General features: G+C 65.3%; 13 protein-coding genes. 2 read left to right on the forward strand and 11 right to left on the reverse strand.

Annotation, left to right across the window (positions count from 1 at the left end):
• Positions 1 to 48: 48 nt before the first annotated feature.
• From XH89_RS26455 to XH89_RS26465, 3 genes are read right to left on the reverse strand one after another with little or no spacing between them, the layout of a single operon-like run.
• Entirely contained in the window at positions 49 to 1,107 is a 1,059-nt protein-coding gene (locus XH89_RS26455; protein ID WP_194463303.1) for an ABC transporter permease, read from the reverse strand.
• Positions 1,104 to 2,630 carry a sugar ABC transporter ATP-binding protein gene (locus tag XH89_RS26460; protein ID WP_194463304.1) on the reverse strand — a complete coding sequence of 509 codons (1,527 nt, stop codon included), beginning with the start codon at positions 2,628 to 2,630 and terminating at the stop codon, positions 1,104 to 1,106. The genes XH89_RS26455 and XH89_RS26460 overlap by 4 nt, the downstream gene beginning before the upstream one ends.
• A gap of 49 nt (positions 2,631 to 2,679) precedes the next feature.
• Positions 2,680 to 3,642 (reverse strand): sugar-binding protein, encoded by a 963-nt coding sequence (locus XH89_RS26465; RefSeq protein WP_194463305.1) that lies wholly within the window; start codon positions 3,640 to 3,642, stop codon positions 2,680 to 2,682.
• 256 nt (positions 3,643 to 3,898) lie between these two features.
• Between XH89_RS26465 and XH89_RS26470 the strand changes: the two genes are divergently transcribed.
• The gene (locus XH89_RS26470; protein WP_194463306.1) at positions 3,899 to 5,167 is read left to right on the forward strand and encodes an ROK family protein; all 1,269 of its coding nucleotides are present in this window, start codon (positions 3,899 to 3,901) and stop codon (positions 5,165 to 5,167) included.
• Positions 5,168 to 5,230: 63 nt separating this feature from the next.
• Here XH89_RS26470 and XH89_RS26475 read toward each other — a convergent pair whose 3' ends face one another.
• From XH89_RS26475 to XH89_RS26500, 6 genes are all read right to left on the reverse strand, one after another.
• Positions 5,231 to 5,980: a phosphorylase gene (locus XH89_RS26475; RefSeq protein WP_194463307.1), complete on the reverse strand. Its 750-nt coding sequence runs from the start codon at positions 5,978 to 5,980 to the stop codon at positions 5,231 to 5,233.
• The gene (shc, locus tag XH89_RS26480) at positions 5,977 to 7,929 is read right to left on the reverse strand and encodes a squalene--hopene cyclase (protein WP_194463308.1); all 1,953 of its coding nucleotides are present in this window, start codon (positions 7,927 to 7,929) and stop codon (positions 5,977 to 5,979) included. Before shc ends, XH89_RS26475 begins: the two co-directional genes overlap by 4 nt.
• Positions 7,930 to 7,980: 51 nt before the next feature.
• The gene (gene hpnE, locus XH89_RS26485; RefSeq protein ID WP_194463309.1) at positions 7,981 to 9,237 is read right to left on the reverse strand and encodes a hydroxysqualene dehydroxylase HpnE; all 1,257 of its coding nucleotides are present in this window, start codon (positions 9,235 to 9,237) and stop codon (positions 7,981 to 7,983) included.
• Positions 9,237 to 10,076, reverse strand: a complete 840-nt coding sequence (hpnD, locus tag XH89_RS26490; RefSeq protein WP_194463310.1) for a presqualene diphosphate synthase HpnD — start codon at positions 10,074 to 10,076, stop codon at positions 9,237 to 9,239. Before hpnD ends, hpnE begins: the two co-directional genes overlap by 1 nt.
• On the reverse strand, positions 10,066 to 10,950 hold the full coding sequence (gene hpnC, locus XH89_RS26495; protein WP_194463311.1) for a squalene synthase HpnC: 885 nt from the start codon (positions 10,948 to 10,950) through the stop codon (positions 10,066 to 10,068). The genes hpnD and hpnC overlap by 11 nt, the downstream gene beginning before the upstream one ends.
• A 189-nt stretch (positions 10,951 to 11,139) precedes the next feature.
• On the reverse strand, positions 11,140 to 11,376 hold the full coding sequence (locus XH89_RS26500) for a hypothetical protein (RefSeq protein ID WP_194463312.1): 237 nt from the start codon (positions 11,374 to 11,376) through the stop codon (positions 11,140 to 11,142).
• 458 nt (positions 11,377 to 11,834) lie between these two features.
• On the opposite strand from XH89_RS26500, the gene XH89_RS26505 reads away from it, so the two are divergent.
• Complete coding sequence (locus XH89_RS26505; RefSeq protein WP_194463313.1) at positions 11,835 to 12,332, forward strand: hypothetical protein; 498 nt, start codon at positions 11,835 to 11,837, stop codon at positions 12,330 to 12,332.
• A gap of 195 nt (positions 12,333 to 12,527) precedes the next feature.
• Here the strand turns inward: XH89_RS26505 and XH89_RS26510 are convergent, their stop codons facing one another.
• Entirely contained in the window at positions 12,528 to 12,785 is a 258-nt protein-coding gene (locus tag XH89_RS26510) for a bifunctional 2-polyprenyl-6-hydroxyphenol methylase/3-demethylubiquinol 3-O-methyltransferase UbiG (protein ID WP_194463314.1), read from the reverse strand.
• Positions 12,786 to 12,842: 57 nt separating this feature from the next.
• Entirely contained in the window at positions 12,843 to 15,209 is a 2,367-nt protein-coding gene (locus tag XH89_RS26515) for an RND family transporter (RefSeq protein ID WP_194463315.1), read from the reverse strand.
• Between the last annotated feature and the right edge of the window lie 46 nt (positions 15,210 to 15,255).

A 15,255-nucleotide genomic window follows, 5' to 3' on the forward strand; every position in this document is an offset into this window, starting at 1 on the left:
GCCGCACGCCCACAAAGCTGCCTTGTGTCAACTGGAGCCTGGATTCCGTCATGTCTGGTCGCCCGTCCTCACCGGCAGCGCGTCCACGCCGCGCGGTGCTGCGCCCTGCTGTCCTTCAGCTGTCGATCTCGGCGCCGTGCGAGCGAGGCCGGCCAGCGCCATCTTGCGCCGCCGTCGGGCCTGCAGCTGTTGATCCGCCAGCACGCCGATCAGAATCACCGTCCCCATCACCGCAAAGTTCAGGGAATTGGGGATGCCGAGAATATTCACAAGGTTCTGCAGTACCTGCAGCAGCGCCGTGCCCAGCACGATGCCGAGGATGGAGCCTTCGCCGCCGCGCAGGCTGCACCCGCCGAGGACGGCAGCCGCGATCGCGTAGAGCTCGTAGAAATTGCCGAAGGAGCTCGGAGACACCGAGTTCGTGTAGAACACGAACAGGACCGTCGAGACTCCGGCGAGCCCGCCGCTGATGATGTAGGCGGCGGCGATCACGAGATTGGTGTTGATGCCCGAGAAGCGCGCCGCCTCCTCGTTCTTGCCGACGGCATAAAGCCAGCGCCCGTAGACCGAGCGGTGAAGCAGCACGCCGAGGACGAGCGCAAGGACGATCAGAAGGATGAAGGTGTTCGGGATGCCCGCCACATTGCCGGAGGCAATGTTGCTCAGTGTCGCGGCCTCGTCGCCATAGCCGAAGCCGCGTGTCGAGTCCGTCGTGTAGTAGCGCGCGGCGCCGCGATAGATCAGCAGCCCGCACAGCGTCACGATGAACGGCTGCATCTTCAACCGGGTGACGAGGAAGCCCTGAATTCCTCCCAGCGCCAGCCCGCCGAGCAACACGGCCAGCAGCGCCAACGGCCAGGGAACCTCATACGTCGTCAGAAGGTCGATGAACACGACGCCGAGCAGCGCGAACATCGAGCCGAGCGAGAGGTCGATGCCGCCGGTGATGATCACGAGCCCCTCGCCGAGCGCGAACACACCGAACAGGCCGATCAGGTTGGCCATGTTCAGCAGGTTCACGACCGACAGGAAGGCCGGATTGATCGCCCCCGTGACGGCGGAAATCACCAGGAGCAGCAGGCCGAGGCCGAGTTCTTTCTTGTTCATGGCGCAGCCGCTTCCGCGGTCTCCAGCGCCTGGCCGATCGCAAGCTGCAAGACGTTGTATTCGCTGAACTGCCGGCGCTCCAGCACGCCGCTGACGCGCCCTTCATGCATCACCGCGATCCGGTCGGAGACGCCAATGACCTCCTCCATGTCGGAAGAAATCATCACGATCGCGACGCCCTGGTCGGCGAGCTCGCGCATCAAGGCGTAGATCTCGCTCTTGGCGCCGACGTCGACGCCACGGGTCGGCTCGTCGAAGAACATCACGCGCGGCCGCATGGAAAGCCACTTGCCCACCACGACCTTTTGCTGGTTGCCGCCGGAGAGCGTCACGGCCTCCACATCGATGCTCGGCACCTTGATGGAGAGGCGCCTCACCTGCGCTTTGGCGACTACGCGCTCGGCCGGACCGCTGACCAGCCACATCCGTGCGTAATCCAGGAGGCTGGCCAGCGTCACGTTCTCCCGGATCGACAGCTCCAGCACGAGCCCGGATTTCTTGCGGTCCTCCGGCATCAGATAGATGCCTTGCCTGATCGCGTCCCGCGGCGAAGCGACATCGACCGGCGCGTCGTCGATCCTGATCTCGCCGCCCAGCAGCGGATCGATGCCGAAAGCCGCGCGCGCCAGCGAGGTGCGGCCGGCGCCGACGAGCCCCGCCAGTCCGAGGATCTCGCCATGCCGCACGGAAAGATCGATCTGCCGGTCGGGGAAGGCCGACGTCACGAGGCCGACGATGTCGCAGCCGCCCGGCTGCGCCGGCCGCTTCGGCGGCGTGTGCAGCGCTTTCAGGTCGCGGCCGATCATCAGGCGGATCATCGCGGCGTGGCTCAGCTCGCCCCGCGCCAGCTCTCCCACCGTGCGCCCGTCGCGCAGCACCACGACGCGGTCGGCGCAGGTCATGATCTCGCCGAGCCGGTGAGAGATGTAGATCACGGCGATGCCGTGCGCCTTCAGATCGGCAATCACCTCCAGCAGCCGTTCAGTTTCCGAAATCGTCAGACTGGAGGTCGGCTCGTCCATGATGATCACACGAGCGTCGATCGAGAGCGCCTTGGCGATCTCCACCAACTGACGCTCGGCAATCGACAGATTGTCGACCGGCGTGTCCGGGGCGAAATCGGCACCCAGCCGTTCCAGCAGCGGCGTCACGCGGGCGCGCATCTCGGCATTATCCACCAGCTTCAGCGGACCGCCGACAAGCCGCTCGCGCCCGATGAAGACGTTGGCGGCGACGTCGAGGTTTTCGAACAGGTTCAGTTCCTGATGCACGAAGGCGATGCCGGCCTGCGTCGCCTCGTTGACCGTCAAACGGGCGTGGTCGGTGCCGCCGATGCGGATCACGCCCGCGCTCGGCGCGATCACGCCGCCGAGCACGCGCATCAGCGTGGATTTACCGGCGCCGTTCTCGCCGATCAGACCCAACACCTCGCCGCGATGCACACGCAGGCTGACGTCGTCGAGGGCCATGACCCCGGGATAGGACTTGCTGATCCCGGCGAGTTCGAACAGGATTTCCGCCATTCATCTCCTCCCGCAGGACGCCCGGCGGCCGTGCCGCCGGGCGCCGAAGTCACTTCTTCAGGAGGTCCTTCAGGTTTGCGGTGAATTCCGCGACGTTGGACTTGCTGATCACCTTGGTCGGCACGATCAGCTTGCCGTCCGCCGGGATCCAGGACTTGTCACCGTTCAGCGTCTTGATGATGTTGGTGGCGGAGAGATAGCCGAACTCGTAAGGCTGCTGCACCACCGTCGATTCGATCGTGCCGTCGGAAACGCCCCGCAGCGTGCGCTGGTCCTCGTCGAAGCCGACGATCTTCACCTTGCCGGCCTTGCCCGCCGCCTTGACCGCGTCATAGATCAGCGGCGTCTCGTAGCTCCAGAGGCCGGACAGCAGCGCAATGTCGGGATATTTGACGAGCACGTTCTCGATATTCGCCTTGGCCTTGGCGAAGTCGACCTGGTCGGTGTACACGTCGACCAGCTCGACCTTGGTGCCGGCGATCGCATCCTTGATGCCCTGCACCCGCTCGCGGGCATTGTCGGCATCCATCGTGCCGACGAACAGCGCGATCTTGCCACCGTTCGGCAGCGCCTTCTTGATCTCCTCGCCGGCTTGCCGCCCGGCCGCGACGTTGTCGGTGCCGATATAGGCGAGACGCTTGCTCTGCGGCGCATCGCTATCCGTCGTGATCAACACGGTCTTGGCCGCGACCTTGTTGAGCTCTTCGGTCGCGTGCGGCGCATCGTCGACCGAGATGGAGATGCCGGCAACGCCACGCACCAAGAGGTCGTCCAGCTCGCGTCGCTGGCCCGCCGCCGTGCCTTCGTTGGTGACGATCAATTCGATATTGTAGTCCGGGTGCTCCTTCTGTGCCTTTTCAAGCCCACGGCCGGCGATGGTCCAGAAGTCGGCCGCCACGTTGGTGACCAGCGCGATGGTCTTTTTCTGCTGGGCCTGCGCCATCCCCGTCGCCATCGAAAGCGCGGCGGTCGCGAGCAGCGGGATTAGCAATTTCTTCATTGATCCGTTCATGTAAACCTCCCTTTGGCCGCCCTGATGAGGGCTTCACAGCGCTTCTGCGCCTTATTTTATTTACACAGCGAAGAAATGTCGCAGCGCAAAAGCACCCAAAACGGGATGTACTGGCCGCTTCTTCAAGCGGAAATAGTACATGAGGTATGATATTAGTAAATATGGCCACTAACGACGCGTTCCCGACTGTGCCTTTTCAATCACATCTTCCTCACACGGGCTCATTAAATTCATCTCGCGAATTAAAAGGGGCAATATGACTGACCTGATTGAGCCGTCGAGACGCATGTCGACCCTGCTCCGCGGCTCGAACCGTGGCCGACTCGTCGACGTCCTGCGGCGCCAGGGGCCGCTGCCGCGTGTGGAGCTCGCCCGCAGCACGGGATTGAGTTTCCCGGCCGTTTCCGGCCTCACCTCGAAACTGATCGCGGAAGAGCTGCTGTGCGAGACCGAGGCGGCGACGGTCCCCTGGTCCGACGATGCCGACGAAGACGACGCCGAGGGGCTGAGCGGCCGCCGCCGCGGCCGGCCCGCGGTGCTGCTGACCCTGAACCCGGAGTTCGGGCGCATCATCGCGGTCTCGCTGCGCATGAATCTGATCGAAACATTGATCGCCGATTTCAGCGGTACCAGCCTCGCGCAGTCGCGGCTCGAGATCGCGACGCGCAGCCTCAATGCGGGCGCGTTATGCGATCTCGTGATCGCGCAGATCGATGCGATGCTGGAGGCGACGGCGACGCCGCGCCATCGGCTGCTCGGGATCGGGATCGCCCTGCAGGGTATCGTCAACGCCGACACGGGCCGGCATCTGTGGAGTCCGGCGCTCTCCATCACCGACATCGATCTGGCGAACCCGGTGCGCCTGGCCTTCGGCGCCGAAGTCGTGATGGCGAATGACGCTGTCGCGGTTGCGCTCGCTCTCTGCGCCGCGGAGCCGTCACTGGCGCAGGGCCTCTCGGCCACGATCATGGTCGGCCACGGCGTCGGCATGGGCGTCGTCGTCGACGGCGAAGCGCGCTGGGGCGCCGGCGCCAGCAGCGAGATCGGCCATATCAAGCTGGGATCGAACGGGCCGCAATGCCGCTGCGGCCAGCGCGGCTGCATCGAGGCCTATCTGGCCGACTATGCGCTCTACCGCGACGCCCGCACCTTTCTCGATCTGCCGCCGGCAGACTCGCAGCAGCCGTCCGAGGCGCAGATGGCCCTACTGCGCGAACGGGCACTCAGCGGCGACCCGCGCCTCGCGCACCTGTTCCAGCAGGCCGGCCGCGCGCTGGCCGAGGCGGTTGCGGCAACGATCTCCGTGCTGCGCCCGCATCATGTGATCCTCGCAGGGCCCGGCCTGCAGGCCTTCGACATGATGCGTCATGCGTATGAACAGCGGCTCGAGCAGGCGGTGTTGCCATGGCTGCTCAAGTCGACGGCCATTTATCTGCGTCCAAGCGAGTCGGCGGCGATTGTCGAGGGCATGATGCGGCGGACGCTGTTCGTCGTGGACCGAAACCGCATGGAAGCGACCGAGTGAAAACGCAAAAGGCCCGGTTGCCGATGGCGACCGGGCCTTTTTGTTGTCAGGTCGACGATCCGCTCAGATCGTTTCCGCCACCAGCGCCTCGCTGTCGACGAGCTCGGTGCCGATCAGGAAGTCGCGGCAGCCGCGAAGTGAGCGCAGCGCGCGGTTGAAGTCGATGCCGGTCGAGACCAGCGCGTGGAGCGTCGCCGGGTTGCGGACGATGCCGCGGAAGACTGCGGCGAGGTCGATCTGGCCGTTCGGCTTGATCGCGGCGCGGGCGAGCGCCGGCAGCGCGCGGTGGGCGGGGTCACTGATGACGCGGACCGCGGCGAACGGAAGGCCGGCCTCGGCGGCGTAGGCGGCCGCGATGTGGCTTTCCATGTCGACGGCGGAAGCGCCGGTCTCCGAATGCAGCGCCGCCTTGCAGGACGAGCCGGTGACCACTTCCTCGGCACCGGCCAGGGATCCGCGCACGACCCGGCGGCGGCCGGAGGTCAGCTTGTCGATGAGGTCGTCGCTGAGCGACAGGCCGGCGGCCCAGCGGGCGTCGCCCGAGAGCACCTCGGTCGCGACCACGACGTCGCCGGAGCGCAGCGTCGGGTCGAGCCCGCCGGCGACGCCGAACGAGATCACGCCACGGATCGTTTCAGGATCCACCACCGTCAGCAGCGCCCGCAACTGGGCCGGGCTGCTGGATGAACAGATGACCGCCATTCCGGGCCCAGCCGCAATGCGGGCCTCCTGCACCAGGCCAGTCACAATCAAGATCGGCCGCGGGTCGATGGCATTGCCCACGGTAAGATAGTCCCCCGTCCCCAAAGTCACATTCCGACCCCTACCACCCTGCTGTTGGTGTTCCGCAAGTTCCGATACCGCGCCAACGCCCACAGCGGAAAGAACTTTGGGTAACCATGATATCGTAGATAGAACACGCGGGGGAAGCCTGTGGCTGTATACCGCTGCTCGTCCCACAGTCCTTTTTCGTTCTGTGTTGCAATCAGGTACTCCACTCCGCGGGCGACGGCCGGGTGATCAACCTCGCCTGCCGCCATCAGGGCAAGCAAGGCCCATGCCGTTTGCGAGGCGGTCGAGGGGGCGGCTTCCCAGCCCTTGTAGTCGAGGCGGTAGCTGACCGCGTCCTCGCCCCAGCCGCCGTCCTTGTTCTGGATCGAGGCCAGCCAGGCCGCGGCCTTCCGGATCATCGGATCCTTGTGGTCGACGCCGGCCATGTTGAGGGCGCAGAGCACCGACCAGGTTCCATAGATGAAGTTCATGCCCCAGCGGCCGTACCAGGACCCCTCCGGGTGCTGGGTCTTGCGCAAATAGGCGATGCCGCCCGCGACCTGCTTGCTGGTCTTCTCGGTCTGGCCGAGCTGGGCCAGCATCGAGATGCAGCGCGCGGTGACGTCCTCGGTCGGCGGATCGAGCAGCGCGCCGTGGTCGGAGAACGGGATGTTGTTCAGGTAATATTCGAGGTTGTTGACGTCGAAGGCCGCCCAGCCGCCGTCGTCGCTCTGCATGCCCTCGATCCACTCCCGGCCGCGGTCGATCGCGGCATCGTAGCCGGTGGCGCCGTGCTCCCGGCGCATGCGGTCCATCGACATCACCACTACGGCGGTGTCGTCGAGATCGGGGTAATGGGCATTGTTGTACTGGAAGGCCCAGCCGCCCGGACGCACGTCCGGCCGCTTCGCCGCCCAATCGCCCTTCACCTCGAGCTCCTGCTTCGGGATCAGCCAGTCGAGGCCTTGCTTAGCCGCAGGCACGGCCTTGTCGCCGCCGGCCTCCAGCAGCGCGTGCGCGGTCAGCGTGGTGTCCCACACCGGCGAGACGCAGGGCTGGCAATAGGCCTCATCGCCGTTGAACACGAGCAGCTTGTCGATGCCCCGACGCGTGATCGCGCGCGGCGGGAAGTTCTCGTCCTTGCCGAGCGCGTCATACATCATGACGATGTTGGCCATGGGCGGATAGATCGCGCCCATGCCGTCCTCGCCGTTGAGGCGTTCCTCGATGAAGGCGAGCGCGGCATCGATCGCGCGCTTTCGCAAGCTCTTCGGGAACATCGGCTCGACCACGCGCAAGATCGCATCGAGCGCGCGGAACAGCACGAACCAGGCCATGCTCTGGTGCGGCGCCTTCGCCGTCATGCCGATCGAGTGCGGATCCTGCAGGAACAATTCGTCGATGCCGACGCCTAGCGGATTCCTCGCGCGCGGCTTCAGCGCGGCGATCACCATCAGCGGCACCATGGTGGTGCGCGCCCAGTAGGAGATCTTGTTGAGGTGGAATGGCGACCAGAACGGCAGCAGCACGATCTCGATCGGCAGCACCGGCACCGCGCGCCAGGTCACGACGCCGAAGGTTGCGAGCAGGAAGCGGGTGAAGACGTTGCTGTTGATCGCACCGCCGCGGGCGTGGATCGCCTCACGCGCACGCACCATGTGCGGCGCGTCCACGGAATCGCCGATCATCTTCAGCGCGAAATAGGCCTTCACGCTGGCGCTCATGTCGAACTCGCCGTCATGCACCAGCGGCCAGCCGCCGTGAGCGCCCTGGACGCGGCGCAGATAGTTGCCGATCTTGGCCTCGAGCGCGGTGTCGACGGGCTCGGCGAGATAATGGCGCAGCAGGATGTATTCCGCCGGAATGGTGCAGTCGGCCTCGAGCTCGAACACCCAATGCCCGTCGGATTGCTGGAAGCCGAGCACGCCCTGCGTGGCTGACGCAATGCTCGATTCCAAAGCTTCGCGGCTGGTCGCGTTCACGGAATCCATGGCGCTCGATTGCTCCTGATGTCGATTTGCAGATGACCGGGACATTGCCCGTCAGGACCGCTTTGCGGCCAGAACCAGATCGGCGGCGCGATCACCCGACCGCACCGATCCCTCGATCGTCGCTGGCAATCCCGTAGCAGTCCAGTCACCGGCGAGGAACAGGTTTTTCAGCGACGTGACCGGCCCTGGACGCAGGGCGTTCTGCGCCGGCGTTGCCGCAAATGTGGCACGGCGCTCGCGCACGATCTGCCAGGGTGGCAGCTCGCCGGAGACACCACCGGCCGCGCAGACGTCGTTCCAGATCGCCTGCGCCAGCTCCTCGCGCGGCATGTCGACGAGGCGGTCGCCATTGCTGATGGTGACGGATAAGCGGTTCGGGAAGGCGAACAGCCATTCCACGATGCCGCCGATCACGCCGAGGATCGGCGCCGATCCCGACGGCGGCTCAAAGCGGAAATGCGCATTGACGATGGCGCGGAATTCGGTCGGCCCCTTCAGGCCCGGCAGCAGGCTGGTCGCGGCGCGCGGCGGCACTGCCATCACGATCATGTCACCGGCAGCAAGCTGGATGACGTCCTCGCCGCCGAAATTCAGCGCAGTCACTTTGCCGTCAGCGGTGACGAACGAACGCAGCTCATGGCCGAGCTGAACGGTGTGGCCGCGCTCAGCCAAGAACGTCACCGCAGGCTCGATCAGCACGGCGCTGAGGCCGTCGCGCGCGATGAGCGGACGGCAGGCCTGCCCGCCCGCCAGCAGCGTCTCGCGCACGATCGCGCCGGCAAGCCCGGCCGAGCCTTCGGGCGGATCGACGTTGAGCGCCGCAAGCAGCAGCGGCTGCACCAGGCGATGATAGAGCGTGCCTTCGCAAGGAATGGACTTGCCGACCAGCGTCTCTTCCGACGCCCAGATCAGCGGCGCCAGCTTGAGGTAATCGGTGAGACCCGTATCAGGGACGCGGCGCCCCTCATCAAGCACCCAGGTCGGCCACCGGCCGGTGCCGAGATCGATCTGCCAGCGCTGCCCGGTCTTGATGTCGACGAAGGGAAACTGCGCGCTCTCGGGGCCGACCAGGCCGGCCTCGGTGCCGATCGCGCGCGCATAGGCGCGGGCGTGGCTGTTGCCCGACAGCAGCAGATGATTGCCGTTGTCGATGGTGAGATTGGTGGCGCCGTCGAAATAGGAGCGGCAGCGGCCGCCGGCCTGGTGGGTTGCCTCGTGCACGGCGACCTTGTAGCCGGCATTGGCGAGCCGCACAGCGGCGGAGAGGCCGGAAATTCCAGCGCCGATGATGTGAGCTGTGTTTTGCATCAGATGAAAGCGTAGCGGAACAGGATCGCGAAGCGTGTGATCTTCGACACACGCACCGGCTCGCGCGGTGCGGTGAAGCCGCGCGCGATCAGGAGGTCCAGAATGGCGTGGTAGTATTTCGACATGATCCGCGGCGCGCGCACCGCGCGGCGCTTGTTGCGGTTCATGATCTCGTCCGCCTTCTCGAAATGCGCTTTCGCGCGCTGCGTCAGTGGCATGCAGACCTTCGGCAGCGCGCGCTCGGCGATCACGCGGTTCGGATCGTTGGAGGTGATGCCGGCATGCAGCAGCGCCTCCCGCGGCAGATAGAGGCGGCCGAGGCCTGCGTCCTCGTCGATGTCGCGCAGGATGTTGGTGAGCTGGAGCGCGCGGCCGAGGTGGTAGGCAAGCAGGATGCCGTCCTCTTCCGGCAGGCCGAACACCCGCACCGACAAACGGCCCACGGCGCTGGCAACGCGGTCGCAATACAGATCGAGCGTCGCCATGTCGGGCGCGCGGATGTCCTGCGGCACGTCCATCTCCATGCCGTCGACGATGGCGAGGAAATCCTCGCGCTTCAGCCCGAAGGTCTTCACCGAGGCGACATAGTCCTTCAGCCGCGGCGGCGGATTGCCCTGGTAGAGCGCGTCGATGTCGTTGCGCCATTCCTGCAGCGCGGCGAGCCGCTGATCGCGCGGGCCGTCGGAATCGGCGATGTCGTCGACCTGGCGGCAGAAGCTGTAGATCTGGAACATCGCCTCGCGCTGGTCGCGCGGCAGGATCCGCATCGCAGCGTAGAAGGAGCTGTTCGATGCGGACGAGCCATAATTGGCGCTGGGCGCGGTCGCCTCAAGCGTCATGGGCAGTCCCCGGATTTGAGATGGCCTTGCGGCCGATCGCACGGCGGCCGAGTTCTCCGGCGATGCCGGCAAGGCTGAAAATGAGCAGTTCGAACTTGTTCAGATGCACGCGCTCGCGCAGCGGATCGCGCACCTTCAAGAGGCGCACGATACGGTCCGCATAAGCCTGGATCACCGCGACGTCGACGCCGAGGCGGACATCCCTGATCTCCGCAGCCAGCGACCTGCCCTCATTGAGCAGCGCTTCGTTGCGCACCGCGAGCGACTGCAGGCAGGCCAGCATCGCCGGCGGCGACTCGGTCAGCCCGAGCTGCTCGACCGAGGCGCCGCTTGCGGCAAGCGCGTCGCGCGGCAGATAGACGCGATTGAGCTCGCGGAAATCCTTGCCGCAATCCTGCAGATGGTTGTTGATCTGGAGGCCCGCGCAGAGCGCATCCGACGCCGCCCAGGTCGAGGTGCTCTCGCCATGAACGTCGAGCATGAAACGGCCGACCGGCATCGCCGAATAGCGGCAATAGTGAATGACCTCGTCCCAGCTCTCGTAGCGCAGCTTGGTCACGTCCATGCGGAACGCGATCAGCACGTCGAGCGCATGGCGCGGCGCCATGCCGCGCTCGGCCAGCGCACGCCGCAGCGCGACGGCCTCGGCCTGGGTGTCGCCCCTGCCGAGCAGTTCGGCCTCGAGCAGGTCGAGATAGCGAAGCTTTTCGTCCGCCGGCAGGGTCGCGTGGTCGGCGATGTCGTCGGCGGTCCGGACGAAGTTGTAGTAGGCCAGGATCAGCGCGCGATGACGCGGATGAATGATCCAGGACGCGACGGGAAAATTCTCGTCGCGGTCACCCTTGCCGGATCGCAATTCGCTCGCAGAGGTCATCGAGGGCTGATCAACAATCGTTTGGACAGAAAGGGCTTTTGCGCTCGCGGGCTCATGCCGGCGACGCCGCCGCGGCCCCCATATAGGGGAATACGGCCGCAAAACCAATCCTGTCTGTCGATGGCAGCCCTGCCGGATCCGGCCTGGAAAGGCGGCCCCGGGGCCGCCTTTGTGGGCCAGTGGCCGAGCTTACTGGTTGTGGTTCTTCAGGACCTGATCGCAGGCCTGCGAGATCTTGGCCCGGTTCTCCTTGAGGCAGGCCAGGATGGTGAAATCGCCCTGGTCGATAACCGGACGGCAGAACTTCTGCACATCGCGCGTGCAGGCCTTCTGCTCGGTGTCCGTGCCACGCCCTCCCTGCTGGGCGAACGCAGCCGTGGACAGGGTGGCCGACAGCACGGTGAGAGCGACAAGAAGCTTACGCATTGTATTCCTTCATTCTGACGGCAGAATCGCACCAATCCCGGACTGCACAGGGCGGACGACGGGAACAGATTGTTCTGATGGCATGGTGCCGCGGAAACGGCGCACCGGAGAAGCACAAGCGCTGGCAAATGCGGCCAAATTGGCGCCGTGCCACCAGATCCGGGCCTTCCCTGACCCTTCAGTGGCAGATGTAAGGGTTTGATACTACGTCATAATTCTAGCAACCGGTGTTTTACTGCAGACCTGTTGCAGAGCTGCATCTGTTCAACCGGCCATTTCGGCCAGAAACACATGGAAACACGCGGAAATCGGGGGGCTGCGGCCGTGGCGCAAGGCCGCCTGAACCGCCATCTCCGGCAGTCCGGCATTGAACCTGACACTGGCTCGAAACACTAAACTTTCGATGCGGCGAGACGTTCTTTCATGGAAGGACGTCGTTCCAAAACGGGATATTGATGATGAAATTCTTTGAGCGATCTGGACATGCGATCAAGGCGGCCGGCATTGGGGCTGCATTGCTCTTCTCGGTTTCCGCAAGCCACGCGCAGTCGTCCGGACCGTTCGCCGGTTTCGACGGAGCATGGACCGGCAGCGGCACGGTGTCGCTGTCCGACGGCTCGACCGAGCGCATCCGCTGCAAGGCTGATTACAAGGTCGCCGGCAGCGGTCTCGGCCTCAAGCAGGCCCTGCACTGCGCGTCCGACAGCTACAAGTTCGACCTCACCAGCGACGTGACGAGCCAGGGCGACCGCATCTCCGGCAATTGGAGCGAGTCGAACCGCAATATCTTCGGCAATTTGCAGGGCACCGCCGGCGGCGGCCAGATCGACGTGTTCGTCGAAGCCAACGGCTTCGCTGCCAATCTGTCGCTGCGCACCAATGGCTCCAAGCAGACGGTGCAGATCTCGTCCAAAGGTGAGATCCGCGGCGTCAACATCACCATGACGAAGAGCTGATCGCCCTCCCCGGCTTCGAGAGGGAATACGCCCCCGGTCTTCGCAAGCCGGGGGCTTTTTGCTGACATGGACCGCCGGGCCAAGAGCCCGGCTCAGTCCTTGCGCGCAACGCATTCGCATCGGCACCTGAAATAGACCGCGTCCGGATTGCGTCCCCAGGCATCCCCACCCGCAAACGCGGCCTCGATTTCGTCGTCAGTGGCGAGCGCCTTGGCCATGAGCTGTGGTCGCACCCGATTGCGCGGAGAGCTGCCGGGCCGCTGCGATCGCATGCGGCTCGATATCGACGCCGATCGCGGTGCCGACGATCTCCGCAAGCGCAGCCGTGATCGTTCCCGGCCCGCAGCCGATGTCGAGCAGCCTCATGCGAGGCGCCAGGAACGGGACGAAGAAGGCGGCCGCCTCGCCGCTCCGCTTCTGCTGAAACGCCGTGATCGAGCTGTCGTGCCGCATAAGGCCTCCGAACCGCAGCCAATGTGCTGCGATTCGGTGGCCGCCTGATGACCCCGGTCAGATCGCCGGCTTGTCGGAGCCCTGCAGCTTGCCGTGCAAATTGATCAGCCACATCGCCGTCGGCCGCAGGATGAAAAGGTCCGCGACCAGCGCCGCCACCATCGAGAAGGCGCTGAGCCAACCGAACAGCCGCAGCGACGGCAGATCCGAGAACACGGTGACGACGAGGCCGCAGGCCAGCACCACCGTGGTCAGGATCAGCGCCGGGCCGACCAGCACGGTCGCGCGTTCCACCGCGAGCGCCGAACCGACGCCCGGCTTGCTCTCCAAACGGAGACGATTGAGGAAGTGGATGGTTGCGGAGAGGCCGAGGCCGAACGAAACGGTGAGCGCGACGACGCTGGCGAACTGTAACCCCTCGCCCATCGCCCACAGCACCGTTCCCGACATCACCACCGGGAAGATGCCCGGCAGGATGCAGGCGAACATCACCACCCAGGAGCGGAAGGCAAGGCCGATGAAGATCGCCACCAGCGCGAATTCGACGGTGAGGCCGCGGTTCAGCTTCTCGATCATGCCGGCCGAGTTGCGCGCGGCGATGGCGGCAAGACCGGTAACGGCGACCTCGTAGCCGGGATGCTTCTTGCGCACGGCATCGAGCTCGCCGTCGAGCTTGTCGACGATCGGCAACAGCTGGCTGGAGTCCTTGTCCGGCACGCGGCCGGCCACGACCACCGCATCCTGCTCGGCGTCGATGAAACGCCGCACCAGATGCTCGGGGATGACGCCCACATATTCCTTCAGGGTCGCGACGTCGCTGCTGCCGGCCTTTTCCGCCAGCCAGCGGCGCAGCGTCTCCAGCGACCAGACGTTGCCGACGCCCGCCGCCTTCTCGACGGTCGCGTGCACGTCAGCGATGGTTTGCAGCGTCTCCGGCGAGTAGAGCGTTTCACCCTTGGGGAACGTGATCAGCACGTTGACCGGATTGGCGCCGGTCAGCTTGGCGTCGAGCCGGTTGCTGGCGGCCACTGCCTGGCGCTTGTCCGGCACCTGGTCGGCGAGCCGGTAACGCGGCTGAAGATTGGCGTAGACGATGCCGAGGCTGCCGACGAACAGCAGCGCGATCAGGCTGAACAGGCCGGGCCGGCCGACCATGCGCACGGCGATCCAGTAGCAGAAATTGCGCAGCGCCTGCACGCCGGCATCCGCGCTCTGGAACTTGACCGCAAAGACCTTCTCGTTGCGCACGAACAGCACGCCGAACACCGGCACCAGCGACAGCACCGTGATCAGCGCGATGATGGTGGCAGCGAGGCCCGCCTCGCCGAACTTGCGGATCAGGTCGGAGTCGGAGAACTGCAGCGCGATGAAGGAAATGCCGGCGGTGCCGTGCGTCAGCACGCAGGCGGGGCCCACCACCAGCACCGCATTCTTGAACGCGGTGAACTTGTCCTGCCCCGCGATCAGCCGGTCGCGCGCGGCGAAAGTCAGCTGCATCGAGTCCGAGAACGAGATCACCATGATGAGCGGCGTCATCACGTTCAGGAACATGTTGAGATTGAAATTGGCCCAGCCGAGCGCCCCGAGCGCGATCAGGATCGCGATCATCGGCGGGAACGCCGCCACCACCATGAAGGAGATCTTGCGGAAGAAGATGATGGCGATGATGCAGCCGGCGAGAATGCCGAGGATGTTGTAGGTGAGGCCATCGCGCTCGACCGCGTTGCGGATTTCGAGCTGCATCACCGGCACGCCGGAGAGCTGCACGCTGAGCCCGGTGTCGCCGAGATCCTCCTTCATCAGTGCGCGGATATCGCCGACGGTCTTGCCGAGCTTGCTGGAGGCGACCACCTCCGGATCGAGCGAGAGCACGATCAGTGCGAGCGTGCCGTCCTCGGACAACAGCTTGCCGCGGATGATCTCGTTGTTCTTGACCGTCTCGATGAACTGGTCATAGGCCGCGCCCTCGGGCAGCTCGGCCGGGAACAGCGCGGCCGGCAGCTTGCCCGGCGCCGGCGCCTGGCGCGCCGAGAACAGCGAGACCAGACCGCGCGTGCCCTCGACCAGCTGCATGTCGGTGATGAAATCGCGCAGCTTCTCGAGGTTATTCCGCGCCAGAAGCGTCTTGCCCTCGACGACGACGAGGACGTCGAATTCCTCGGCCGGGAACTTCTTCGTCACCTCTTCGTACTGGCGGAATTCGCGGGTGTTGGAGCGGAACAGCTGCGACAGCGAATCGTCGATCTTGATCCGCTCGATGCCGAACACGGCGCCGACGATCAGCGCGACCAAGATGATGCAGGAGACGATCGGCGCCCGGACAGCAATCAGCCCGAGGCGCTCCAGCCCGAAGGCGATGGAGGACGCAGGCCCCTGCTCGACCTTGTCGACATGAACCTCACTCTCGCTGTGCTTTTCGAGCATGCCTTGTCCAGTTCCTAAATCGGCTCTAGCTGTGAGCTTATTGCGC

The organism is Bradyrhizobium sp. CCBAU 53340 (assembly GCF_015291645.1).
Lineage (GTDB): Bacteria > Pseudomonadota > Alphaproteobacteria > Rhizobiales > Xanthobacteraceae > Bradyrhizobium.

Coding starts and splice junctions, on each gene's coding strand:
- XH89_RS26455 (WP_194463303.1), bottom strand. CDS start 1,107: ATGAACAAGAAAGAACTCGGCCTCGGCCTGCTGCTCCTGGTGATTTCC.
- XH89_RS26460 (WP_194463304.1), bottom strand. CDS start 2,630: ATGGCGGAAATCCTGTTCGAACTCGCCGGGATCAGCAAGTCCTATCCC.
- XH89_RS26465 (WP_194463305.1), bottom strand. CDS start 3,642: ATGAACGGATCAATGAAGAAATTGCTAATCCCGCTGCTCGCGACCGCC.
- XH89_RS26470 (WP_194463306.1), top strand. CDS start 3,899: ATGACTGACCTGATTGAGCCGTCGAGACGCATGTCGACCCTGCTCCGC.
- shc (WP_194463308.1), bottom strand. CDS start 7,929: ATGGATTCCGTGAACGCGACCAGCCGCGAAGCTTTGGAATCGAGCATT.
- hpnE (WP_194463309.1), bottom strand. CDS start 9,237: ATGCAAAACACAGCTCACATCATCGGCGCTGGAATTTCCGGCCTCTCC.
- hpnD (WP_194463310.1), bottom strand. CDS start 10,076: ATGACGCTTGAGGCGACCGCGCCCAGCGCCAATTATGGCTCGTCCGCA.
- hpnC (WP_194463311.1), bottom strand. CDS start 10,950: ATGACCTCTGCGAGCGAATTGCGATCCGGCAAGGGTGACCGCGACGAG.
- XH89_RS26500 (WP_194463312.1), bottom strand. CDS start 11,376: ATGCGTAAGCTTCTTGTCGCTCTCACCGTGCTGTCGGCCACCCTGTCC.
- XH89_RS26505 (WP_194463313.1), top strand. CDS start 11,835: ATGAAATTCTTTGAGCGATCTGGACATGCGATCAAGGCGGCCGGCATT.
- XH89_RS26510 (WP_194463314.1), bottom strand. CDS start 12,785: ATGCGGCACGACAGCTCGATCACGGCGTTTCAGCAGAAGCGGAGCGGC.
- XH89_RS26515 (WP_194463315.1), bottom strand. CDS start 15,209: ATGCTCGAAAAGCACAGCGAGAGTGAGGTTCATGTCGACAAGGTCGAG.